The organism is Suttonella sp. (genome assembly GCF_056855035.1).
This window is the reverse complement of the sequence record NZ_JBXGGR010000094.1, coordinates 1-21,949: the sequence shown is the minus strand read 5'-3', so window position 1 is coordinate 21,949 and position 21,949 is coordinate 1. Positions and strand designations below refer to the sequence as shown.

At 50.7% G+C, this 21,949-nt stretch carries 19 protein-coding genes and 3 tRNA genes; 13 read left to right on the top strand and 9 right to left on the bottom strand.

Features of this window, described 5'->3' with window-relative positions; genetic code table 11:
* The 5 genes from ACJHVI_RS08460 to ACJHVI_RS08440 all read right to left on the bottom strand — a co-directional run.
* Window positions 1–141, bottom strand: a 141-nt coding sequence (locus ACJHVI_RS08460) for a GTP-binding protein (protein WP_483184006.1), incomplete at its 3' end; no start/stop codon positions are given.
* Between the two features lie 20 nt (window positions 142–161).
* Window positions 162–237: transfer RNA gene (locus tag ACJHVI_RS08455), tRNA-Thr, on the bottom strand.
* A 21-nt stretch (window positions 238–258) separates the two neighbouring features.
* A tRNA-Gly gene (locus ACJHVI_RS08450) sits at window positions 259–332 on the bottom strand.
* Window positions 333–338: 6 nt separating this feature from the next.
* Window positions 339–423, bottom strand: a tRNA-Tyr gene (locus ACJHVI_RS08445).
* Window positions 424–474: 51 nt separating this feature from the next.
* Entirely contained in the window at window positions 475–1,290 is an 816-nt protein-coding gene (locus tag ACJHVI_RS08440) for a symmetrical bis(5'-nucleosyl)-tetraphosphatase (protein WP_483184306.1), read from the bottom strand.
* A gap of 29 nt (window positions 1,291–1,319) precedes the next feature.
* Between ACJHVI_RS08440 and ACJHVI_RS08435 the strand changes: the two genes are divergently transcribed.
* Both ACJHVI_RS08435 and ACJHVI_RS08430 read left to right on the top strand, forming a co-directional pair.
* A complete protein-coding gene (locus ACJHVI_RS08435; protein ID WP_483184305.1) occupies window positions 1,320–2,114 on the top strand; it encodes an aldo/keto reductase in 795 nt (264 codons plus the stop codon).
* Window positions 2,098–3,378, top strand: a complete 1,281-nt coding sequence (locus ACJHVI_RS08430; RefSeq protein ID WP_483184304.1) for a 3-deoxy-D-manno-octulosonic acid transferase — start codon at window positions 2,098–2,100, stop codon at window positions 3,376–3,378. Before ACJHVI_RS08435 ends, ACJHVI_RS08430 begins: the two co-directional genes overlap by 17 nt.
* Here ACJHVI_RS08430 and ACJHVI_RS08425 read toward each other — a convergent pair.
* Together ACJHVI_RS08425 and ACJHVI_RS08420 are read right to left on the bottom strand one after the other, a co-directional pair.
* Window positions 3,361–5,148, bottom strand: coding sequence for a potassium/proton antiporter (locus ACJHVI_RS08425; protein ID WP_483184303.1), 1,788 nt, complete (start codon window positions 5,146–5,148; stop codon window positions 3,361–3,363). The genes ACJHVI_RS08430 and ACJHVI_RS08425 overlap by 18 nt on opposite strands.
* A 35-nt stretch (window positions 5,149–5,183) precedes the next feature.
* Window positions 5,184–5,603, bottom strand: a complete 420-nt coding sequence (locus ACJHVI_RS08420; protein WP_483184302.1) for an acyl-CoA thioesterase — start codon at window positions 5,601–5,603, stop codon at window positions 5,184–5,186.
* A gap of 157 nt (window positions 5,604–5,760) precedes the next feature.
* Here ACJHVI_RS08420 and sucC point away from each other — a divergent pair, with 157 nt between their 5' ends.
* Entirely contained in the window at window positions 5,761–6,921 is a 1,161-nt protein-coding gene (gene sucC, locus ACJHVI_RS08415; protein ID WP_483184301.1) for an ADP-forming succinate--CoA ligase subunit beta, read from the top strand.
* Window positions 6,922–6,930: 9 nt separating this feature from the next.
* Complete coding sequence (gene sucD / locus ACJHVI_RS08410; RefSeq protein WP_483184300.1) at window positions 6,931–7,803, top strand: succinate--CoA ligase subunit alpha; 873 nt, start codon at window positions 6,931–6,933, stop codon at window positions 7,801–7,803.
* Between the two features lie 90 nt (window positions 7,804–7,893).
* Here sucD and galK read toward each other — a convergent pair whose 3' ends face one another.
* The gene (gene galK / locus ACJHVI_RS08405; RefSeq protein WP_483184299.1) at window positions 7,894–9,036 is read right to left on the bottom strand and encodes a galactokinase; all 1,143 of its coding nucleotides are present in this window, start codon (window positions 9,034–9,036) and stop codon (window positions 7,894–7,896) included.
* A 203-nt stretch (window positions 9,037–9,239) separates the two neighbouring features.
* A complete protein-coding gene (locus tag ACJHVI_RS08400) occupies window positions 9,240–10,277 on the bottom strand; it encodes a UDP-glucose--hexose-1-phosphate uridylyltransferase (RefSeq protein WP_483184298.1) in 1,038 nt (345 codons plus the stop codon).
* A gap of 291 nt (window positions 10,278–10,568) precedes the next feature.
* Between ACJHVI_RS08400 and mglB the strand changes: the two genes are divergently transcribed.
* The 9 genes from mglB (at window position 10,569) to ACJHVI_RS08355 (ending at window position 21,858) form a co-directional block, all read left to right on the top strand.
* Complete coding sequence (gene mglB, locus ACJHVI_RS08395) at window positions 10,569–11,558, top strand: galactose/glucose ABC transporter substrate-binding protein MglB (protein ID WP_483184297.1); 990 nt, start codon at window positions 10,569–10,571, stop codon at window positions 11,556–11,558.
* A gap of 71 nt (window positions 11,559–11,629) precedes the next feature.
* The gene (gene mglA, locus ACJHVI_RS08390) at window positions 11,630–13,165 is read left to right on the top strand and encodes a galactose/methyl galactoside ABC transporter ATP-binding protein MglA (protein WP_483184296.1); all 1,536 of its coding nucleotides are present in this window, start codon (window positions 11,630–11,632) and stop codon (window positions 13,163–13,165) included.
* 11 nt (window positions 13,166–13,176) lie between these two features.
* Window positions 13,177–14,187, top strand: coding sequence for a galactose/methyl galactoside ABC transporter permease MglC (gene mglC, locus ACJHVI_RS08385; RefSeq protein WP_483184295.1), 1,011 nt, complete (start codon window positions 13,177–13,179; stop codon window positions 14,185–14,187).
* A gap of 9 nt (window positions 14,188–14,196) precedes the next feature.
* A complete protein-coding gene (locus ACJHVI_RS08380; protein WP_483184294.1) occupies window positions 14,197–15,120 on the top strand; it encodes an aldose epimerase family protein in 924 nt (307 codons plus the stop codon).
* Between the two features lie 775 nt (window positions 15,121–15,895).
* On the top strand, window positions 15,896–17,122 hold the full coding sequence (gene pepT, locus ACJHVI_RS08375) for a peptidase T (RefSeq protein ID WP_483184307.1): 1,227 nt from the start codon (window positions 15,896–15,898) through the stop codon (window positions 17,120–17,122).
* A 14-nt stretch (window positions 17,123–17,136) separates the two neighbouring features.
* Window positions 17,137–18,525, top strand: coding sequence for an anaerobic C4-dicarboxylate transporter DcuC (gene dcuC / locus ACJHVI_RS08370; protein WP_483184293.1), 1,389 nt, complete (start codon window positions 17,137–17,139; stop codon window positions 18,523–18,525).
* A 52-nt stretch (window positions 18,526–18,577) separates the two neighbouring features.
* Window positions 18,578–19,531 carry a tRNA (adenosine(37)-N6)-dimethylallyltransferase MiaA gene (miaA, locus tag ACJHVI_RS08365; RefSeq protein ID WP_483184292.1) on the top strand — a complete coding sequence of 318 codons (954 nt, stop codon included), beginning with the start codon at window positions 18,578–18,580 and terminating at the stop codon, window positions 19,529–19,531.
* Between the two features lie 66 nt (window positions 19,532–19,597).
* Window positions 19,598–21,403 carry an aspartate--tRNA ligase gene (aspS, locus tag ACJHVI_RS08360; protein ID WP_483184291.1) on the top strand — a complete coding sequence of 602 codons (1,806 nt, stop codon included), beginning with the start codon at window positions 19,598–19,600 and terminating at the stop codon, window positions 21,401–21,403.
* 62 nt (window positions 21,404–21,465) lie between these two features.
* Window positions 21,466–21,858: a glycosyltransferase family 25 protein gene (locus tag ACJHVI_RS08355; RefSeq protein WP_483184290.1), complete on the top strand. Its 393-nt coding sequence runs from the start codon at window positions 21,466–21,468 to the stop codon at window positions 21,856–21,858.
* Window positions 21,859–21,949 lie beyond the last annotated feature (91 nt).

The following is a 21,949-nucleotide window of genomic DNA, read 5'->3' as shown; positions in this document are numbered from 1 at the left end:
GTAGGCTTTAAATTGCCCGCCAAAACGGTCTGCACCTACTTTGGTCAATGCCGCTGTCAGCGTCGTTTTACCATGGTCTACGTGACCGATCGTGCCCACGTTTACGTGGGGCTTCGTACGTTCAAATTTCTCTTTTGACATCTCAATCCACCCGATGTAAATGGAGCCCATAACCGGATTTGAACCGGTGACCTCTTCCTTACCAAGGAAGTGCTCTACCTACTGAGCTATATGGACTGGAATAAAAACTGAATTAAATGGAGCGGGCGATGGGAATCGAACCCACACCATCAGCTTGGAAGGCTGAGGTTCTACCATTGAACTACGCCCGCTTGATATGGTGGAGGGAGAAGGATTCGAACCTTCGAAGGCTGAGCCGACAGATTTACAGTCTGTTCCCGTTGACCGCTTGGGTATCCCTCCGCAAGGCGCGCATATTAGCAGATTAAAAATATGCGTCAAGTCTTTTTGGAATTATTTTGCAATCGCCACCGTTGCCGCCACCTGCCATTGCGCCAAATCGAAAGCAATCAACTCGCCGCTCCATGCCGCACCGCCGTCAATGCAGGCGTATTTTTCATGCATCCGCAAGCCTAATGCCGCCCAATGCCCGAAAACCACGCGAAAATCTTGCCGCGCCGCATGCAATTCATACCAAGGCACAAGCGCTTTCGGCGCTTCTTCCGGCGGCATTTTGCCATCAAAATCCAAAGCGGCATTTGTCTTTAAAAAACGCATGCGCGCGAAAGCATTGACCGCAAAGCATTGTTTAACGCTATTTTTGCTGTTTTCTTTCCATTCACCGCCGCCGTTACGATACACCGCCTGTAAAAACTCTCGCCGCGCCTCGTCTTTTTGCCGCATCTGCCGACAATATTGCGCATTCATCTCGATTGCCGTATCCAAATCCCAATAAGGATAGACCCCTGCATGCGCCATCACGATTTGCCGTGCCTCATCTTGCACCATCAGCGGCCACGATTGGACGGCATCAATCATTTCCTGCGCATCAGGTGCATTTAGAATCTCTTTGGTCGTGTTTTTAATCCGCCCCTTATCCAATCCGTTTGCCTGTACCATCAAGGTAAAATCATGATTGCCAATAACGACTTTCGTTTTACCTTTTAAGCGACTGACGCAGCGCAAAGCCTGCACAGAATCCGGCCCCCGATTGATAATATCTCCCACAAACCACAATTCATCCGCTGCTTCATCATAATTAAGACGCTCTAACAAATGCATCAAAGCCTCATATTGTCCATGCACATCGCCGATTGCATAAATCCCCATTCCGTTTTACTCCTTGTATAATAAACGCCATGAACACAGCACTTCTCCCCACGCGCCCTCTTGGCAACAGCGGCATCCGCCTTTCCACTCTCGGACTAGGCACAGTCAAAATCGGGCGCAATCAAGGTGTCAAATATCCACAATCTTTTGATTTACCCGACGATAAATCCGTACAGGAACTGCTTGCGCTCGCCCAATCGCTGGGCATCAATTGGCTGGACACCGCTCCTGCTTATGGCAGCAGCGAAAGCCGCCTTGGCGCGTTTATCCGCCGCAATGAATGGCATATTGCCAGCAAAGTTGGCGAAAACTTTCATAACAACCAATCCAGCTTTGATTTTTCCGCCCCCGCCGTCAAACAAAGCATCGACAACAGCCTGCGCCGCCTACGCTGCGAACACATCGATCTCATCAACATTCATTCCGACGGCAATGATCTCGCCATTTTACATCAAAGCGACTGCCTTGCCGCCCTCGAGCAAGCCAAACAAGCGGGCAAAATCCGCGCCATCGGCATTTCCTGCAAAACCGGCGCAGGGGCACAAGCATGGCTGCCTTATGTTGATACACTCATGCTCGAGCTGAATCCCGAACACAGAGAAATGACGGATGTCATTACGCAAGCCGACGCCCAAAACGTCGGCATCCTCATCAAAAAAGGCTTTGGCAGCGGACATTTGCTGGCGCAATATTCGCTGGAAAACCTTGCCGATTTTCTCTTTCAACACCCGATTACCGCCTTAATCAGCGGCACTATCAATCCAGACCATCTGCGCGCCAATTGCGCCGCCGTCAGCCGAGCCAGCCATGCCGCTTCTCTATAGCTGCCTACTGAATCTCCTCACCCCTTTTGCCCTACTGCGCCTACTCATTAAATCGCGCCGTAACCCCGAGTATCGCCGCCATATCGGCGAACGCTTTGCTTATCGTCTGCCGCCCGCCAAACCTGCACCGCTATGGATACACGCCGTATCGGTAGGCGAATTTCTCGCCATTGCGCCGCTTTTGGAAACCCTGCTTGCGCGCCATACAGACCTCAACGTATGGATTAGCTGCACCACGCCCACCGGCCGCGCGCAAATCGCCGCCTTTGCCGCGCGCCGCCCCCAACGCATCCAATACAGCTATTTGCCCTATGACAGCCGCGGCAACATCCGCCGTTTTCTGGCGCATGTGAAGCCGCGCGGCGTAGCGCTGATGGAAACCGAAATCTGGTTCAACCTTCTGCGACAATGCCAAGCGCAAAGCATCCCCACCCTACTCATCAACGCCCGCCTATCCGCCAAATCCCTGCGCGGCTACTATTGTTTTGCCCGCCACCTACTGCGCCGCGTACTGCCGCAATTGCGCATCAATGCACAAAACCGTAGCGACGCCAAACGCTTCCGCTTTCTTTGCCGCAACAGCCGCATCAGCATCACGCCCAGTCTGAAATTCGCCGCTCCCGTCGCCGAAATACTTCCTTTGCAGGACTTTCTGCCGCCCAATCCGCAAGCGCCACTGTGGATAGCCGCCAGCACCCACGAAGGCGAAGAAAAGCACATCTTAGCCGCCTATCAAAACCTGCTCCACCACATACCGCCACTACGCCTATGCATCGCGCCGCGCCATCCCGAACGCCGTGACAGCATCTGCAAACTCATCGAAAAATCAGGATTTACGCCCTTATTGCGCAGTCAAGGCGCCACCTTAAGCAGCAATACGCAAGGCATCGCCCTGTTAGACACGCTCGGCGAACTCGGCGCCGCCATGTCTTGCGCATCGGTCGCCTTTATCGGCGGCAGCCTCATCGCGCGCGGCGGGCATAATCCGCTGGAAGCCGTACATGCCGGCATACCGCTGTGCTTCGGCAAATCGATGTTCAATTTCCAAGACATCGCCGAACAACTGCGCAAAGAAAACTTCGTCCGCCAATGCGATACCGACACCCTTCCCGATGCCGTTCAAGCCTTACTGGATTATCACGCCCAAGCGGGCACGCAAGACATCATCGCTTATAGCCGCCGACACAGCGGCGATATACTCGACAGGCATTACGCCTTTATTGCACAGCAAATTGCGCTGGATGAATCACAGCATCGGCGGTAAAGGCGGCGGCGTATCCTCTGCATCCTCCTCTTGCGCCGCCTCGCGCCGTTCGGGAATCTTCAAGCCCAGCCATTTGATATAGCCGCGCTCGTCCAATTCCTTGATGATGATTTCACTGTCATTGATTTTCAAAGCATCGCCCGCCACCGGCACATCGCCGAAACGCTCACGGAACATATCGCCCAGCGTCCGCTCCGCATCCTCCTCGGCAATCTGCAGACCGTATTCTTCCGCCAATTCGCTCATCCGCACATAAGGCTTGACTTCAATATCGCCGAAAAATTCTTGCTCATTATCGTTTTGTGCATAGCCGGCAAATTGCTGGGCGAAATCCTCGCCCTTATCCTCGGGAAAGATAAACCATGCCACATCTTCCGCCTGCATCCGCGTATTCATACCCACGCGCAGACTTTTGCCCTCGCGGATTAAAGCGAAAAGCCGCCCATGCTGAAAGGCTTTCGGACGCGTCAAGGCATAGGGATGACTGTTTTCCGCCGGCGAACTTTTTTCCACCGCAAAAGACTGCAAATGCATATTCAGCTTTTCGGTCAGCCAAATCGCCTTGCTTTGCAAAGGTTCCGGCTGCGGCGGCAGAACCACTTTCAATTTCCGCGCCATCAAGCCGATTGTCGTGCCCTGAATCAGCAAAGAAAAAATCACTACCGAAAAGACCACATCAAAAAACAGACGCGAATTCGGCACGCCCGCCATCAGCGGCATCATCGCCAGCGTAATCGGCACCGCGCCGCGCAAACCCACCCAACTGATATAGGCAACCTCTCGTTTTTTAAAAGGAAACCACAGCAGCGAGCTATATACCGCCAGCGGTCGTGCCACAAAAATCAAAAAGGCGGCGATAATCAAAGCATCGAAACTTTCTTCAAACAAACGGCTCGGCGTTACCAATAAGCCCAAGACCAAGAACATACTTGCCTGCGCCAGCCAAGCCAAGCCGTCCATCACATTCAGCAAAGGCTCCTTGGCGGGGCTGCGCGTATTACCGATGATAATGCCGGCAATGTAAACGCTTAAAAAGCCGCTGCCGCCAAGCAAATTCGAAAATGCGAAAGCTATCAAACCGCCTGAAGCAATCATCAGGGCATACAAGCCCTCCGCCAAAGCAATTTTGCGCAAAATCCACGCCAGAATTTTGCCCGCTACAAAACCAATCAAAAAACCCAAGCCCATTTGCAGCAACAGCATTTTCAAAAAGCCCGCCGCGCCGCCGCCCTGCGGATCCGTAAGCAAAGTCAGCAAAGCGGTAACCAGAAAAATCGCCATCGGATCATTCGCGCCGCTTTCCACTTCCAAAGTCGATAAAATCCGCGAATGCAGGCGCACGCCACTATTGCGCAATAACGAGAAAACCGCCGCCGCATCGGTCGAGCCGACAATCGCCGCCATTAAAAATCCGAGCTGCCAATCGATTTTCAAGAAAAAAGTCGTGAATAATCCGAGACTGATGACCGTCGCCACTACACCCCAAGTCGCCAAAGTCACCGCCGGTTTGACGGCGATTTTAATACTGCTCATCTGGGTGCGCAGACCGCCGTCCAGCAGAATAATCGCCAAGGCGAATTGTCCGATAAAAGTCGCGCTGAAAAAGCTGTCGTACACAATGCCGCCGATTCCCTCTTCGCCCGCCAACATACCGACGCCTAAAAACACCAATAGCAAAGGCATGCCGAAATGCGCGGATAAACGCGTCGCCACGATGCTGACAAAAAATAAAAAAGCGAAAATCAAGAGAATGATTTGAATACTTTGCACGAATTTTCCTTATTGATTACTCTAAAACGCAGTCATTAAGCCAAATGCTCCAATGCCCTTATCGCTTGCGCCACGATTTCAGGCACCGCCTCCGGCCTTTTGCTTTCGGGATTAAGCCACACCATCACCGCCGTCGATTGGGCGCAGCGTTTGCCGGCATTCCAAATTTCGGCATAAACATCAAAACTGCTCCTGCCCAAACGCGAGATTTTGCTTTTCACGAGCAATTCGGCAGGATAAACAATCTCCGCCTCAAATTTGCACTGCATCTCTGCCAAGACAACCATAGGTATTTTACCGCCAATCAGCGGCAGCACATATTCCTCGAAATAGGCAAAGCGTGCGGATTCTAAGTAACGGAAAAACAGCGTATTATTCACATGCTGATAGGCATCCATATCCCCCCAACGGATAGTAATGGGGAATTGGTGCCGGAATATTATCTCTTTAGGCATAATATTTCCTGATGAAAAGACGCTATCTTAGCCTGATTTCCCCTATTTGGGGGGCAAAATCTTAGAAAAAACGATTTGCCGACGCTGAATGCGATTAGGATATGTTAAGATACGCGAGGTTTTTGTGACCATTCAACCAACAAATTGGAAATTAGCTATGAATTTACATGAATATCAAGCCAAATCACTTTTTCGTGATTATGGCGTTAGCATTCCGCGCAGTATTTTGGCGAAATCTGCAGAAGAAGCAGTAGCGGCGGCTAAAGAGCTGGGTGGTACGGTTTGGGTTGTCAAAGCTCAAGTGCATGCAGGCGGACGCGGCAAAGCAGGCGGCGTGAAAGTCGCCAAATCTTTGGACGAAGTGCGCGATTACGCTGAAAACATGATCGGCAACACCTTAAAAACCAAGCAAACCGGCGATATCGGCCTGCCGATCAATATAGTCTTGATTGAAGAAGGCTTGGATATCGTTGACGAATTATATTTATCGGCAGTTGTTGATCGCGCCACGCGCCGCGTCAGCTTCATTTGCTCTTCGGAAGGCGGTATGGATATCGAAGAAGTGGCGGAAAGCCATCCCGATAAGATTATCAATGTGGCCGTGGATCCTGCGGCGGGTTATTTCCCTTATGTTGGTCGTCAAGCCGCCTTCGACATGGGCTTGAATAAAGAATTATCCGGACAACTGGTCAAATTAATGGAAGGTTTATACAAACTCTTCATCGAAAAAGATTTGGCGATGGTGGAAATCAATCCTTTGATTGTCACCCGCGACGGCAATTTGCTGGCTCTTGATGCCAAAATCGGCGTGGACGACAACGCCCTTTACCGCCATAAAGATTTGGAAGAAATGCGCGATCGCAGCCAAGAAGACGAGCGCGAGAACAAAGCACAGGAATTGCAGCTCAATTATGTGGCATTAGGCGGCAATATCGGCTGTATGGTAAACGGTGCCGGCTTGGCAATGGCGACTATGGATATCGTCAAACTGCATGGCGGCGAACCGGCGAATTTCTTGGACGTGGGCGGTGGTGCGACTGCCGAGCGCGTGAAAGAAGCCTTTAAACTGATTTTGACTTCGCCTGAAGTAAAATCGATTTTGGTCAATATCTTCGGCGGCATCGTGCGCTGCGATTTGATTGCCGAAGGGATTATCAATGCGGCGAAAGAAATCGATTTGAAAGTGCCGGTGGTTGCGCGCTTGCAGGGCACCAATGTGGAATTGGGACGCAAAATGCTCAATGAAAGCGGCTTAGGCATTGAAGCGGCAGATGATTTAACCGATGCGGCAAAACGCGCCGTAGCAGCGGCACAATAAGGAGCAGCCATGAGTATTTACATCAATAAAGACACCAAAGTCATTACCCAAGGCTTTACCGGCTCGCAAGGCACCTTCCATTCCGAGCAGGCGATTGCCTACGGCACGCAATTGGTCGGCGGCGTAACGCCAGGCAAAGGCGGACAAAGCCATTTAGACCGCCCTGTATTCAATACCGTTGCCGAAGCGGTGCGCGATACCGGCGCTAATGCTTCCATGATTTTCGTACCGCCGCCCTTTGCGGCAGATTCGATTTTAGAAGCCATTGATGCCGGCATTGAAATCATTGCCTGTATCACCGAAGGCATTCCTGTTTTAGATATGATGAAAGTCAAAGCGGCTTTGCAAGGCAGCGCTTCGCGCCTCATCGGTCCGAACTGCCCGGGCGTGATTACCCCCGGCGAATGCAAAATGGGTATTATGCCCGGGCATATCCATCAAAAAGGCAGCGTGGGCATTGTGTCGCGTTCCGGCACATTGACTTATGAAGCCGTACATCAAACCACGCAAATCGGCTTGGGACAAAGCACCTGCGTCGGCATCGGCGGCGACCCGATTAACGGCACCAATTTCATTGACGTGCTGTCTGCTTTTGAAGCGGACGAGCAAACCAAAGGTATTGTGATGGTCGGCGAAATCGGCGGTTCGGCTGAAGAAGAAGCGGCGGAATTTATCAAAGCCCATGTCAGCAAACCTGTGGTGGCTTATATTGCCGGTGTGACTGCCCCACCGGGCAAACGCATGGGACATGCGGGCGCGATTATCGCCGGCGGCAAAGGCACGGCGGCAGATAAATTCAAAGCCCTTGAAGCGGCTGGCGTGGCGACCGTGCGTTCGCCGGCGGATATCGGCGCAACCCTGAAGCAATTGATGGACGCATAATAAAGCGCATCATTATCCGCTGATAAAAAGCAGCTCGATTCTGAAAAGAAGAGAGCTGCTTTTTTATTGGTAGTTTTTCAAAGACGGCGCTTAAGCAAGGGCTTGCGCAGTCACGCCCTCTCTCGGCTGACAGACAAAGACCTCCTCTTTCAGACCGGTTTTGGCTTGATAATGCGCTTCAAGATGCGCACTTACCGCCTTAACCGCCTCATGCGGCACCAGCGCCACCACACAGCCGCCGAAACCGCCGCCGGTCATGCGCACGCCGCCGCTGTGCCCGATAACTTCGTCAATCAATACCACCATGGTATCTACCGCCGGATGGGTAATCTCGAATTCATCGCGCATACCGACATGGCTTTCCGCCATCAGGCGCGACAAAGCGCTGATGTCATTATTTTTCATCGCCTGCGCTGCCGCCAATGTGCGTTGATTTTCCTGAATAATATAGCGGGCGCGTTTTGCCACCAGCGCCTCAAGTCCGCTTTTTTCGACTTCAAATTGCTCCAAACTGACATCGCGCAGAGCTTTCACGCCGAAATGCGCGGCAGCGCTTTCGCATTGTTCGCGGCGCGTATTGTATTCGCTGCCGACCAAGCCGCGTTTGACGTGGGAATGAATAATCATCACGCTCAATGTGTCGGGGATGGCAATCGCCTGCGTCTCAAGGCTGCGGCAATCGATTAAAATCGCATGACCTTTTTCGCCGCGCGCGCTGGCAAGTTGATCCATGATGCCGCATTTGCAGCCGACAAAATGATTTTCCGCATATTGCCCGATAAGGGCGAGTTCGCTTTCGTTGAGAGGCAAATCAAACAGTGTTTGCAAGGCTTTGCCTACCGCCACTTCCAAAGCGGCGGAAGAACTCAATCCCGCCCCCTGCGGCACATCGCCGCTAATCGCCATATCCAAGCCTTGCCCAATCGGATAGCCTTTTTCCGCCAATGCCCAGAAGACGCCGCGCACATAATTCGCCCATTGCTTATCCGAGGCAGAAAATGCGCCGTTTAATTCAAACTCATCATATTCCCGATAATTTTCGGCATATACGCGCACACGCTTGCCGTCGTTTTTTTTCACCGCCGCATAATTGGCGAAATCAATGGCACAGGGCAGCACAAAGCCGTCGTTATAATCGGTGTGTTCGCCGATTAAATTCACACGTCCCGGCGCGCGAATCCGATATGCGGGAGCGGTATTAAATTTTTCGGTAAAAATAGCGGAGATATCCATTGTTATATTCCTTGTAAATGCGTTTTCAAGCGTTAAGAGAGAAGCAATAAAAGAGCCGAAATCATCAGCAGCCCCAAATGCTTAAACCGGAAGCTCTTGGCGACGGACGACACCCCATCTCTAAGTACATTTCCGCGAGCATAGGGCAAAGCATGCGGAGAGCCATGCCGCCAATCGCAGTGGCACAGCAAAAACCTCGTCCATTAATCTGCCGCACGATAATGCACATCAGACAATGCCGCCAAACGTTCCGCCGCCTGTTCCGGCGTTAAATCGCGCTGCGCTTCGGCAAGCATTTCATAGCCGACCATAAATTTACGCACGCTGGCAGAACGCAGCAGCGGCGGATAGAAATGCGCATGCAGCCGCCATTGCGGATGCTCTTTGCCGTCAAAGGGCGCGCCGTGAAATCCCATAGAATAAGGAAAGCTGCATTCGAAGAGATTGTCGTAACGCGTGCTTAGGCGCTTGAGTGCCAGGGCTAAATCACTGCGCTGCGAGGCATTCAAATCCAAGAGGGTATGCAGGGGAATTTTGGGCAGGAGCAGGGTCTCAAAGGGCCATGCCGCCCAATACGGCACTACCGCCAGCCAATCCCTTGTTTCCACGACGATGCGTTCGCGGCGGCGCAATTCTTCCGCCGCATAGTCTTGCAAGAGCGCGCGGTGATGGCGGGCAAAATAGTCTTGCTGAGCTTGATGCGCTTTGGCGGGCAAATGCGGCAGAAAATCGCTTGCCCAAATTTGTCCGTGCGGATGCGGATTCGAACAGCCCATCACCGCCCCCTTGTTTTCAAATATCTGCACCCATTGGTATTTTTCGCCCAATTCCCGACATTGCGCCTGCCAGACTTCTATCACGGCTTCGATTTCCGGCAGGGACAATTCCGGCAGGGTTTTGCCATGATCGGGCGAAAAACAGACCACGCGGCTCACGCCGCGCACGCTATGGCTTTGAAACAGCGGATGCGCCTCTTCGCAATACTCGGGCGTATCGGGCAGAAGGGCGGAGAAATCATTCGTAAAGACATAAGGCGCGGTATAAAAGAGATTTTTCTCGCCGTTAATCCGCGTATTGCCCGGGCAGAGATAGCATGTGGGGTCGTAAGAGGGTTTGCGCTCGGTATCGCTTTTTTCCTGCTGCCCTTGCCAAGGCCGTTTGGCACGATGGGGAGAGACTAAAACCCATTCGTCGGCAAGCGGATTATAGCGGCGGTGCGGATGATCGCTGGGCATAAACATGGCTTTCGCTCCTGATATGGAATACGCATTATCATGAAGAGGATTTCATCAAAAGTCAATGTGGATTTTGTATAAGAAAACTTGTTTTTAAGGGTGTTTTCATGATTTTACTTACTATTTGCCGCATTAAAACACATGGAAATTCATATAATTGCTTTAACGTTTAGAAAAAATGGTTTACAAAGCAGTCTGTTTGCTTAAAATTAACATCGTGTCAATGAAGGGATGATTTTCATTGCCGCCTTACCTTTGCGTGAGAGATATTTGTTGAGAAAAACATAGGAGACTTTTATGACATTTCGCAAGACCTTAGCTGCCTGTGTTGCGGCTTTGATGATGGGACAATCTTTTGCTGCCGATGCGCCGAAAGTGGGCGTTACCATCTATAAATACGATGATAATTTTATGTCTTTGATGCGTAAATCTTTAGAGGCGGAAGCGGCGGAGCATAAAACCGCCAAGCTCTTAATGAATGATTCGCAAAATAATCAGTCCGAGCAGAATAACCAAATCGATGTGATGATTGCCAAGGGCGTGAAAGTGCTGGCAATCAATTTGGTTGACCCTGCCGCCGCGCCGACGATTATCGAAAAAGCACGCGTCGAAGACATTCCTGTGATTTTCTTCAATAAAGACCCCGGCGAAGCAGCAATCGCTTCTTATGACAAAGCCTATTTTGTCGGCACGAATCCTCAAGAATCGGGCGAAATCCAAGCGGATTTGATTACCAAGACATGGAAAGAAAATCCTGACTGGGATACCAACAAAGACGGCGTTTTGGATTTTGTGCTGCTCAAAGGCGAGCCAGGACACCCCGATGCGGAAGCGCGCACCAAATTCGTGGTCGAGAAACTCAATGCAAACGGCATTAAAACCAATCAGTTGCAATTAGACGCTGCTTTATGGGATGCCGCCAAGGCGAAAGACATTATGCAGGCTTGGCTCTCAGGTCCTTCAGGCAAAAATATCGAGGTCGTCATTTCGAATAACGACGGCATGGCATTAGGGGCGATTGAAGCGATGAAAGCGCAAGGCGGCGTATTGCCGACCTTCGGCGTCGATGCTTTACCGGAGGCTTTGCAATTAGTGAAAACAGATGTGCTGAAAGGCACGGTCTTAAATGACGGCGAAACGCAGGCGAAAGCGATTTACGCTTTAGCGGTAGATTTGGCAAACGGCAAAGATTTGTCGCAAAGCAGCGTGTACACATTAGACGGCAAGCAAATCCGCGTGCCTTATGTGGGCGTGGATAAGAGCAATTTGGATAAATTTTTAAAATAAGCCTCATCATAAAAACCATTGCGAGGGCGCGGCATCAGCCCGCCCTTTTTTAACTGATAAAGGATACTTTAATGACAGCTCCTGCACCTTCTACCGGCGAGATTCTGCTGACCATGACGGATGTCCATAAATCCTTTCCGGGCGTTAAAGCGCTTGACGGCGTCAATTTGCAAGTACGCGCCCATTCCGTGCATGCCTTGATGGGGGAAAACGGCGCGGGAAAATCGACTTTGCTCAAATGCCTGTTCGGCATTTATGCGAAAGATAAGGGCAGCATTGAATTTTTAGGCAATGAAGTCGATTTCAAAACCACAAAAGAAGCATTGGAAAACGGCATTTCCATGGTTCATCAAGAATTGAACATGGTCAAGCAGCAAAGCGTGATGGACAATCTGTGGCTGGGACGCTACCCCACCAAAGGTTTTTTCATCGACAGCAAGAAAATGTATGCCGATACCAAGGCGATTTTCGACGAATTAGGCATCGAGATCGACCCGCGCGAAAAAGTGGCGAAATTAACCGTATCGGAAATGCAGATGATTGAAATCGCGAAAGCCTTTTCCTATCAAGCGAAAATCGTAATTATGGACGAGCCCACCTCTTCGCTGTCTGAAAAAGAAGTCTCCCATCTCTTTACCATTATCGACAAACTCAAGCAGCGCGGCTGCGGCATCATTTACATCTCGCATAAAATGGAAGAGATTTTCAAAGTCTGCGATACGATTACCATTCTGCGCGACGGCAAATGGATTGACACGGTGCATACGGCCGAAACCAATATGGACGCCTTAGTCGCCAAAATGGTCGGACGCAGCCTGACCCAGCGTTTTCCTGAAAAAGACAATACGCTGGGCGAAGTCGTGCTGGAAGTGCAGGCATTAAGTGCGAAAAACCAGCCCTCGATTCAAAACATCAGTTTTGAACTGCGCAAAGGCGAAGTTTTGGGCATCGGCGGCTTGGTCGGCGCCAAACGCACCGATTTGGTCGAAACTCTATTCGGCATCCGCGAACGCGGCAGCGGCGAAGTGCTGATAAACGGCAAAGCGGTCGCCAACCGAAGCCCTGTAGAAGCGATTAAAAACGGCTTTGCCCTCGTAACGGAAGAACGGCGCAGCACCGGCATTTTCGGCGGCTTGGACATCAGCTTCAACTCCCTGATTGCCAATATGAAACACTATGAACATAGCGGCTTTTTAGACAATAAGGAAATGCACAAAGACACGAAATGGGTCATCGACTCCATGCACGTCAAAACCCCCTCGCAAAGAACGCGCATCGGCTCGCTCTCGGGCGGCAATCAGCAAAAAGTCATTTTAGGGCGCTGGCTGCTCACAGGGCCGGACATCCTCATGCTGGACGAACCCACGCGCGGCATCGACATCGGCGCCAAATACGAAATCTATCAAATGATTAACGAACTCGCCAAACGCGGCAAAGCCATCATCATGATTTCTTCCGAAATGCCCGAACTGCTGGGCGTAAGCGACCGCATCTTAGTCATGAGCGCTGGCAGAGTCGCGGGCATCGTCAATACCGCAGACACCTCGCAAGAAGAAATCCTGCACCTTTCCGCCAAATACCTATCCTCTTCCACCGCAGACAGTTAAAAGGAATTATCATGAACGCATCCGCCTCCAACAAAGCCTTTACCTTCTTTAAAGACTACGCCCTGTATTTTGTGCTGCTGATTCTGCTGCTCATCATCGTCTCCAAAGACACCAGCTTCCTCAGCCTGACCAATTTCAGCAACATCCTCACCCAATCCTCCGTGCGCATCATCATCGCCCTCGGCGTGGCGGGGCTGATTTTAACCCAAGGCACCGACTTATCCGTGGGCAGACAAGTCGGCTTGGCCGCCGTGGTTGCCGCCACCCTCCTGCAAGCCACCACCAACGTCAATAAAGTCTTCCCCGAACTGGAAACCCTCTCTATTCCGTTCGTCATCATCCTCGTGTGTGCCATCGGCGCCATACTCGGGCTATTAAACGGCATCATCGTTACCGTGCTGAACGTTACCCCCTTCATCGCCACCTTAGGCACCATGCTCATCGTGTATGGCATCAACTCCCTGTACTACGACTTCGTCGGCTCCGCACCCATTGCGGGATTCGACGCCGCCTACTCCAGCTTCACGCAAGGCTATTTCAAAATAGGCGGCTTCAAACTCTCCTACATCACCATCTACGCCCTCATCGCCATCATCATCATGTGGACCATCTGGAACAAAACCCGCTTCGGCAAAAACCTCTTCGCCATTGGCGGCAACCCTGAAGCCGCTCGCGTTTCAGGCGTCAACGTTACCCTCAACCTGCTCGGCATCTACACCCTCTCGGGCGTCTTCTACGCATTCGGCGGATTCTTGGAAGCCGGACGCATCGGCTCGGCAACCAACAACCTCGGCTTCATGTATGAAATGGACGCCATCGCCGCCTGCGTCATCGGCGGCGTCTCCTTCAGCGGCGGCGTGGGCAGCATCATCGGCGTCGTCATCGGCGTCATCATCTTCACTCTGATTAACTACGGACTCACCTACATCGGCGTCAGCCCCTACTGGCAATACATCATCAAAGGCAGCATCATCGTCCTTGCCGTTGCCATCGACTCCCTCAAACACGCCAAGAAAAAATAAGGAAAGCCCATGTTCAATATCTACACCCGAACACAAAGCATCATCTTGGAACACAAAAACCACGCGAGGGTAGAAATCCTGCCCTTCGGCGCCCTCCTGCACGCCTACGCCCTTTTGCAAAAAAACGGCGAATGGTTCAACGCCATACAAGGCTACGAAAACCCCAAACAAGCCCGCAACAACATCACTCAAGGCTTTCGCAGCGCCAAACTCAGCCCCTTTGTCTGCCGCATGAAAAACGCCCGCTACCGCTTCAACGAACAAGAACACCACTGCCAAAAACACAATCGCAAAGGTCATGCCCTGCACGGACTCATCTACGACCAAGACTTCCAAATCGGCGCACAATACGCAGACGACAACAGCGCATGGATTGAACTCCATCACCACTACCGGCAAAACGAAGAAGGCTACCCCTTCCGCTACCGCATCGACATCCGCTACACACTCAGCGCCGAAGGACTGGAAATCGCCAGCACCGTCAGCAACAGCGGAGCAGAAGCCATGCCCATCGCAGACGGCTGGCACCCCTACTTCCGCTTGGGCGGACAAGCCGACACATGGCAACTCTACATCAACAGCCAAGAACAACTGGAATTTGACCAAGACCTGCTGCCCACAGGCAAACACATCCCCGACCAACGCTTCAGCCGCGCCAGCCTCATCGGCGACACCATGCTGGATAACAGCTTCGTCTTACAAAACCACGACGGCGCCGCCTGCCATTTAGAAAACGCGCAATTCCGCCTCAGCCTCTACCCCGATGACAGCTACCCCTACCTGCAAATCTACATACCGCCGGAACGCCAATCCATCGCCTTGGAAAACCTCAGCGGCGCACCCGACTGCTTTAACAACGGCATGGGACTGTACATCCTCGCCCCGAACAGCCAAAAAACCTTCCGCACCCGCTATCAACTCAGCGAAAAATAAGCAAAAAGATTGCCGCACAATGCGGCAATCTTAATATCATCAGTACAATCCCTGATAAGCAGCTAAAAGCAAAGTAGGGTGGGCAACTTGTTGCCCACACGGTTTAATCCTTGAATCTGATATTATAGTCAAGGAATCCAAAAAAGGTTACACTAAAACTTATGGCATACTCAAAAGATTACAGACAAATGATATTAGACAAGCTGGCATCAGGTCATAGCTACAGAAAGCTTGTTGAAGAATATCGACTCAGCGCAACAACTATAGTCAAGGAATTCAAAAAGAGTTACAGTTTAAACACATCTCGCCTTACTCTCTGCGCTACCTGTTAGCAGCATTACTGTGCCACTTTTTAATTTCTTTGACTATATTCAACGTTGGAAAAAAAGGATACAACGCAAGAAGTACGAACGCAAACCGGCAAAAATGGATGATGAAGCTTTAATGGCTGACGTCCAAGCTTATCCTGATGACTATATGCTATGAACGGGCAAGACGCTTTAACTGTAGCGACAGAGCTATTGCCATAGCATTAAAACGTGTCGGCATTACTCGAAAAAAAAGACCTTAATTTATCCGAAAGCAGATAAACAACAGCGCCTATTATTTCTTAAGCAATTAGCGGCATTTGAAGCTGAAGGCAGAACACTCATTTTGATTTCCTTGACGATATCTATCGACTGAAACCATAAGAGAAATTGTCATATTCTTTTATGATTGCTAAGATGACAATATCCTCATAAATGCAAGGAGCCTGCATATGATTCACACAGAAATGACACAGGAATTAACACAACATCTTGAGCGCTATGTGCGCATCAATACGATTTCCGACTCGCACAGCGACACGACGCCAAGCACCGCCCGCCAATGGGATTTGCTCAGATTGCTGGAACAAGAAATGCAGGCTATGGGACTGAGCGAGATTAGCCTTGACGATAAAGGCTATTTATTTGCCACTCTGCCGGCGAATACCGACAAAGCGATTCCCGTTTTAGGGTTGCTGGCACATGTGGATACTTCGCCGGATTACAGCGGCGAAGCGGTCAAGCCGCAAATCATTCAGCATTATGACGGCGGCGATATTTTGCTTGCCGGCAGCGGCGAATATTTGTCGCCGCGCGATTATCCTGCTTTGCAGGCTTTGATCGGGCACCGCCTGATGACCACAGACGGCAGCACATTATTAGGTGCGGACGATAAGGCAGGCATTGCGATTATTCTCTGCGCAATGAAATATTTGCTTGCCCATCCTGAAATCGAACATGGCAAAATCCGCATCGGCTTTACGCCCGATGAAGAAATCGGGCGCGGACCGCATCATTTTGACGTACAAGCCTTCGGCGCGGATATCGCCTACACTTTGGACGGCAGCAGCTTAGGCGAATTGCAATATGAGAATTTCAATGCGGCAAAAGTGGCACTGACCTTTCACGGCTTGAATATCCACCCCGGTTCGGCAAAAGACAAAATGATTAACGGCTTTGAGCGTGCGGTGGAATTTCATCAGGCTTTGCCGCCGCATTTAAGACCTGAAAACAGCAGCGGTCGCGAAGGCTTTATTTTCCTGCACGATATTTCCGGCACTTTAGAAGCCGCGCATCTGCACTATTTATTGCGCGATTTCAGCGCAGAAGGCATGCAGGAGAAGAAAGCGGCTTTTCATCATACCTTCGCCGCTTTGCAGCAGAAATACGGCGAGGACTTCGCCAGCCTCAGCATTAGCGATCAATACCAAAATATGCATGAAAAAGTCTCTCAACATCCGAAATTGATTGAGATTGCCGAAGCCGCCATGAAGGATTTGGGCATCACGCCGCTACGCGAACCGATTCGCGGCGGCACAGACGGCGCACAACTGTCTTTCAAAGGTTTGCCGACGCCGAATTTATTTACCGGCGGCGCAAATTTTCACGGCCGCTTTGAATACGTTTCGATTGACGTGATGAACCTGTCCCTGAATGTTGTGCTCAACATCATTCAGCGTTTTGCCCATCAATAAATTAGGAGAAAACCATGTTTCCCATTCTATTAGGCGCAATTGCTATTTTTATTGTCGGTTATACGATTATCAAGGGCTACAATGCCAAAGGCGTATTATTTACCGCCGGCATCGCCTTATTGATTATCGGGGCTTTCAGCGGCAAAGCGCCGATGGATAAAGCCACAGGCATTTTCTTTCATGACATCAGCACCTATATTTACAATTTATTTTCCAGTCGCGGCGGCGGTTTGGGGCTGATAATCATGGTGCTCATCGGTTTTTCCGCCTACATGAGCCATGTGGGGGCAAACGGCGTGGTTATCCGCGTCTTATCCAAGCCCTTAAAGCATATCAAATCGCCTTATCTCTTATTGGTCGGCGGTTTTATCTTGGGTTCTTTCATGTCTTTTGCCATCAATTCCGCCACCGCCTTAGGCGTCTTTTTAATGGCAACCTTATTCCCGATTATGGTGCGCATGGGCATCAGCGTGCCTTCCGCCGCCGCGATTTGCGGCACCACAACCGTCGTTAATTTATCGCCCACTTCCGCCGATGTGGTCTTGGCGGCGGAAAAAGCCAATGCCGATTTAATCGCTTTTTCATTTAAAACCATTTTGCCGATGTCGATTATCGCCATTATTGTGGTAGCGATTGTGCATTTCTTCTGGCAACGCTATTGCGACCGCAAAGAAGGACTATTGGGCAATAGCGACAATATGGCCATGCAGGCGGCACAGGCAGGCATCGAAGAAACGCAAGCTCCTACGTTTTATTTCATTCTGCCCTTTATGCCGATTGTGTTAATTTTGTTTTTTAACGGCAAATTCAGCATCGGCGACTATACCCTGCCCGAAATGTCATTAGGCGCGATTGTGGTGCTGACAATTATTCTCACCGCCCTTATCGAATTTGTCCGCAGCTTTGATGCGAAAAAAACCTTTGAGGGATTGGAAGTTTGCTATCAAGGCATGAGCGAAGCATTTTCCGGTGTCGTCGTGCTCTTAGTCGCCGCCGGTATTTTTGCCCACAGCCTCAGCGTTATCGGCTTTACCAAAGCGCTCATCGATTTGGTCGGCAGATTCGGCGCGGCGGGACTAGTCATGATGATTGCTCTTGTGATTATTACCCTATTAGTCAGCGTCGCTGCCGGTTCGGGCAATGCCGCCTTCTTTGCCTTTGTGGAATTAGCACCGCAATTAGCCGCGCAATTAGGCATCAACCCCGCTTATCTGATTGCCCCTATGATGCAGGTATCCAATACGGGACGTTCCCTTTCTCCTGTCTCAGGCGTGATTGTGGCGGTCTCGGGTGCGGCAAAAATCTCGCCTTTGTTATTGGTTAAGCGTACCAGCGTGCCTTTATTGGCGGGAGTTTTGGTCATTATCCTCTATTCCATTTTGTTTATTCCGATGGAAGTGTGATAATTCATGCAGCACCGGCTTTTCCGGTGCTGTTTTTTTTACGATATACACCATGCAAGACACCGCTTCATTACCATTGATCTGCCTGCTCGGGCCTACCGCCGTCGGCAAAACCGCCTTTGCCTTTGCTTTGGTGGAACATTTCCCCGTACATTTGATTAGCGTGGATGCCGCGCAAATTTATCGCGGCATGAACATCGGCACGGCAAAGCCCGATGCTGCGACCTTGGCACGCTATCCCCATGCCTTAATCGACATTCTCGAGCCGGAAGACATCTATTCCGCCGCACAATTCTGCCGCGATGCCCAAACGCAAATCGCGCTTGCCCATCAGCAGGAGAAAATCCCCGTCTTAGTCGGCGGTACCATGCTGTATTTTCTAGCACTATTTGAAGGATTGGCGGATTTACCCGCCTCTACCGCCGACAGCCGTGCCGCCATCGAAGCGCAATTTGCCGCCGACAACGGCAAAACCTTATACGCCGACTTACAACAACGCGATCCACTTACCGCCGCACAAATCTCGCCTAATGACCGCCAACGCCTGATACGTTTTAGCGAATTAATGCTGCTCACCGGACAAACGCCGCAGCAATTATTTGCCGCCCAAGAAAAATCAGCACCCACTTGGCAAACCCTCGCCATCGGCTTTAATTGCGAACGCAGCCTGTTGCACGAACGCATCGCCCTGCGTTTGCAAGACATGTTGGCGCAAGGATTCATTGAAGAAGTCGCCGCCCTGCGCGAACGACCGCAATTAAGTGCAGAAAGCGTATCCATGCGCAGCGTGGGCTACCGCCAATTCTGGGCGCATTTAGCAGGCGAATGCAGCCAAGCGCAAGCCTTGGAAGCCGCGATTATCGCCACGCGTCAATTAGCCAAGCGGCAAATCACATGGATGAACAACCGCCTGCAAGCCGCTTTGCCCCTGCAAATCCACAATCCCCTGCAAAGCGGCTGCACAGCGGCGCTGTTAAAGCAGGTCGAGGCATTTTTAAGCCAGTAAAAGCAGGCATTCAATGCTACAATAAGCCGTTTTTTACAAGACTTTGTCCAAAATTTAGGAAATACCATGAGTTTTAGAAGCCAATATGCCAGTGAAGTCACTGAAGCCCTTGACGGGCAAACCGTCCGCGTTGCGGGCTGGGTACACCGCCGCCGCGATCATGGCGGCGTGATTTTCATCGACCTGCGCGACCGCAGCGGACTGGTGCAAATCGTCATCGACCCCGACACCGAAGAAGCCTTCGCCAAAGCCGAGCAAGTGCGCAACGAATTCTGCTTATCAATTGAAGGCCGTGTGCGTCTGCGTCCGGCAGGCACGGAAAACCCCGACATGCCCAGCGGTAAAATCGAAATTCTCGGCAAAGTGCTGGACGTCCTCTCCGAATCGCCCACCCCGCCTTTCCAATTAGACGACATGAGCGAAATCTCGGAAGAAGTGCGCCTGAAAAACCGCACCATCGATTTGCGCCGTCCGCAAATGCAGAAAAACCTCATTCTGCGCAGCAAAGTCGCCTCCTCTCTGCGCCGCTATTTAGACGACAAAGGCTTTTTAGACATCGAAACCCCGATGCTGACCAAAGCCACCCCAGAAGGCGCACGCGACTACCTCGTACCCTCGCGCACCCATCCGGGCAAATTCTTCGCTCTGCCGCAATCGCCGCAACTCTTCAAACAAATGCTGATGATGAGCGGTTTCGACCGCTACTACCAAATCGTGCGCTGCTTCCGCGACGAAGACCTGCGCGCCGACCGCCAGCCGGAATTTACCCAGTTGGATATCGAAACCTCCTTCCTAAACGAAGAAGACATCATGCAGCTGATGGAAAACATGATTCGCCAAGTCTTCCAAGAACATTTGGGCGTTGAATTGCAAAACCCCTTCCCGCGAATGACCTATGCCGAAGCCATGCGCCGCTTCGCCTCCGACAAACCCGATATGCGCATCCCCTTAGAACTGGTGGACATTGACGATTTGGTTAAAGACAGCCAATTCAAAGTCTTTGCCAGCGTCGCCAAACAAGGCAACGGACGCGTGGTCGCCTTGAAAATCCCCAAAGGCGCAGAACTCACGCGCAAAGCCATCGACGACTACACCGCCTTTGTCGGACGTTACGGCGCCAAAGGTTTGGCATACATCAAAGTCAACGACCTCAGCAATGTAGAAGGACTGCAAAGCCCCATCGTCAAATTCCTGACCAAAGAAGGCGGCAAAGAAGGCGAAATCGCCTTTGAAATCCTGCAAAGAGTCGGCGCACAAAACGGCGATTTAGTCTTCTTCGGCGCGGATAAAACCAGTATCGTCAACGATGCCATGGGTGCTTTGCGCATTCAAATCGGCAAAGATTTAGACATGCTGACCTGCGAATGGGCACCGCTATGGGTAGTGGACTTCCCGATGTTTGAATTCGATGAAAAAGACGGGCGCTGGTATTCCGTGCATCACCCCTTCACCGCACCCAAAACCGATGATTTATCCGAACTCGACAACAACCCGGGCGGTGTACTCTCGCGTGCCTACGACATGGTCTTAAACGGTACGGAATTAGGCGGCGGCTCTATCCGTATCCACCGCGCCGACGTCCAAGAACGCGTATTGAAAAGCCTCGGCATCGACAAAGAAGAAGCCCAAGAAAAATTCGGCTTCCTCCTCAATGCCCTGAAATACGGCGCACCGCCGCACGGCGGACTGGCATTCGGGCTTGACCGTCTGATTATGCTCATGACCGGTGCAAAATCCATTCGCGACGTGATGGCATTCCCGAAAACGCAAACCGCTTGGTGTCCGCTGACCGAAGCCCCTTCCGAAGCCGGCGATGCGCAATTAAAAGAACTGCACATCCGCAAACGCGAAAAACCGACAACGCAATCCTAAACCTCAAAAGCGCTTCTTTTTGAAGCGCTTTTTTAATATTATAAAAAACTATAGTATAATTAATGAATATTTATTGCATACATGAAGATAGAGAGATTTATCATATTCGAAAACAATCTATTTTACAGCAATGCGCTGCACTTACAGATAATTATCAATTAATTTGGATAACAGATTTTCCTGTCGATTTTTTTACGGATAGTCAAAATGCACAATCCCCCTATGTACGCTATGATTTTCAGCAGTCAATTGGCGCAAAATCCTGTTTTTATAAACACTACGCAGCTTTTAAACAAATCGCAACTAGCGGTCAAGCAGGATTAGTAATTGAAGATGATGCTATTTTTTCTAAAAATCTACTTATTAAATCTCAGCACTTACTAAATTATTTTTCTGATAATGAAGCATTTTATATTAATATAGAATTTAGGGCAAAGGGACATTTTAGGTGCTAAAAAGTTTGAAAAGCCTTATTCTGTAAGGCTTTTAGCGAGGTCAAAAGCTTTGAACACAAAAAATGCTTTTTCTGTGGCTCAAAACAGGTCA

Coding starts and splice junctions, on each gene's coding strand:
- galK (WP_483184299.1), bottom strand. CDS start 9,036: ATGGATATCTCCGCTATTTTTACCGAAAAATTTAATACCGCTCCCGCA.
- ACJHVI_RS08440 (WP_483184306.1), bottom strand. CDS start 1,290: ATGGGGATTTATGCAATCGGCGATGTGCATGGACAATATGAGGCTTTG.
- ACJHVI_RS08355 (WP_483184290.1), top strand. CDS start 21,466: ATGAATATTTATTGCATACATGAAGATAGAGAGATTTATCATATTCGA.
- ACJHVI_RS08400 (WP_483184298.1), bottom strand. CDS start 10,277: ATGTTTATGCCCAGCGATCATCCGCACCGCCGCTATAATCCGCTTGCC.
- miaA (WP_483184292.1), top strand. CDS start 18,578: ATGCAAGACACCGCTTCATTACCATTGATCTGCCTGCTCGGGCCTACC.
- mglA (WP_483184296.1), top strand. CDS start 11,630: ATGACAGCTCCTGCACCTTCTACCGGCGAGATTCTGCTGACCATGACG.
- sucC (WP_483184301.1), top strand. CDS start 5,761: ATGAATTTACATGAATATCAAGCCAAATCACTTTTTCGTGATTATGGC.
- dcuC (WP_483184293.1), top strand. CDS start 17,137: ATGTTTCCCATTCTATTAGGCGCAATTGCTATTTTTATTGTCGGTTAT.
- sucD (WP_483184300.1), top strand. CDS start 6,931: ATGAGTATTTACATCAATAAAGACACCAAAGTCATTACCCAAGGCTTT.
- aspS (WP_483184291.1), top strand. CDS start 19,598: ATGAGTTTTAGAAGCCAATATGCCAGTGAAGTCACTGAAGCCCTTGAC.
- ACJHVI_RS08380 (WP_483184294.1), top strand. CDS start 14,197: ATGTTCAATATCTACACCCGAACACAAAGCATCATCTTGGAACACAAA.
- pepT (WP_483184307.1), top strand. CDS start 15,896: ATGACACAGGAATTAACACAACATCTTGAGCGCTATGTGCGCATCAAT.
- ACJHVI_RS08430 (WP_483184304.1), top strand. CDS start 2,098: ATGCCGCTTCTCTATAGCTGCCTACTGAATCTCCTCACCCCTTTTGCC.
- mglB (WP_483184297.1), top strand. CDS start 10,569: ATGACATTTCGCAAGACCTTAGCTGCCTGTGTTGCGGCTTTGATGATG.
- ACJHVI_RS08420 (WP_483184302.1), bottom strand. CDS start 5,603: ATGCCTAAAGAGATAATATTCCGGCACCAATTCCCCATTACTATCCGT.
- mglC (WP_483184295.1), top strand. CDS start 13,177: ATGAACGCATCCGCCTCCAACAAAGCCTTTACCTTCTTTAAAGACTAC.
- ACJHVI_RS08435 (WP_483184305.1), top strand. CDS start 1,320: ATGAACACAGCACTTCTCCCCACGCGCCCTCTTGGCAACAGCGGCATC.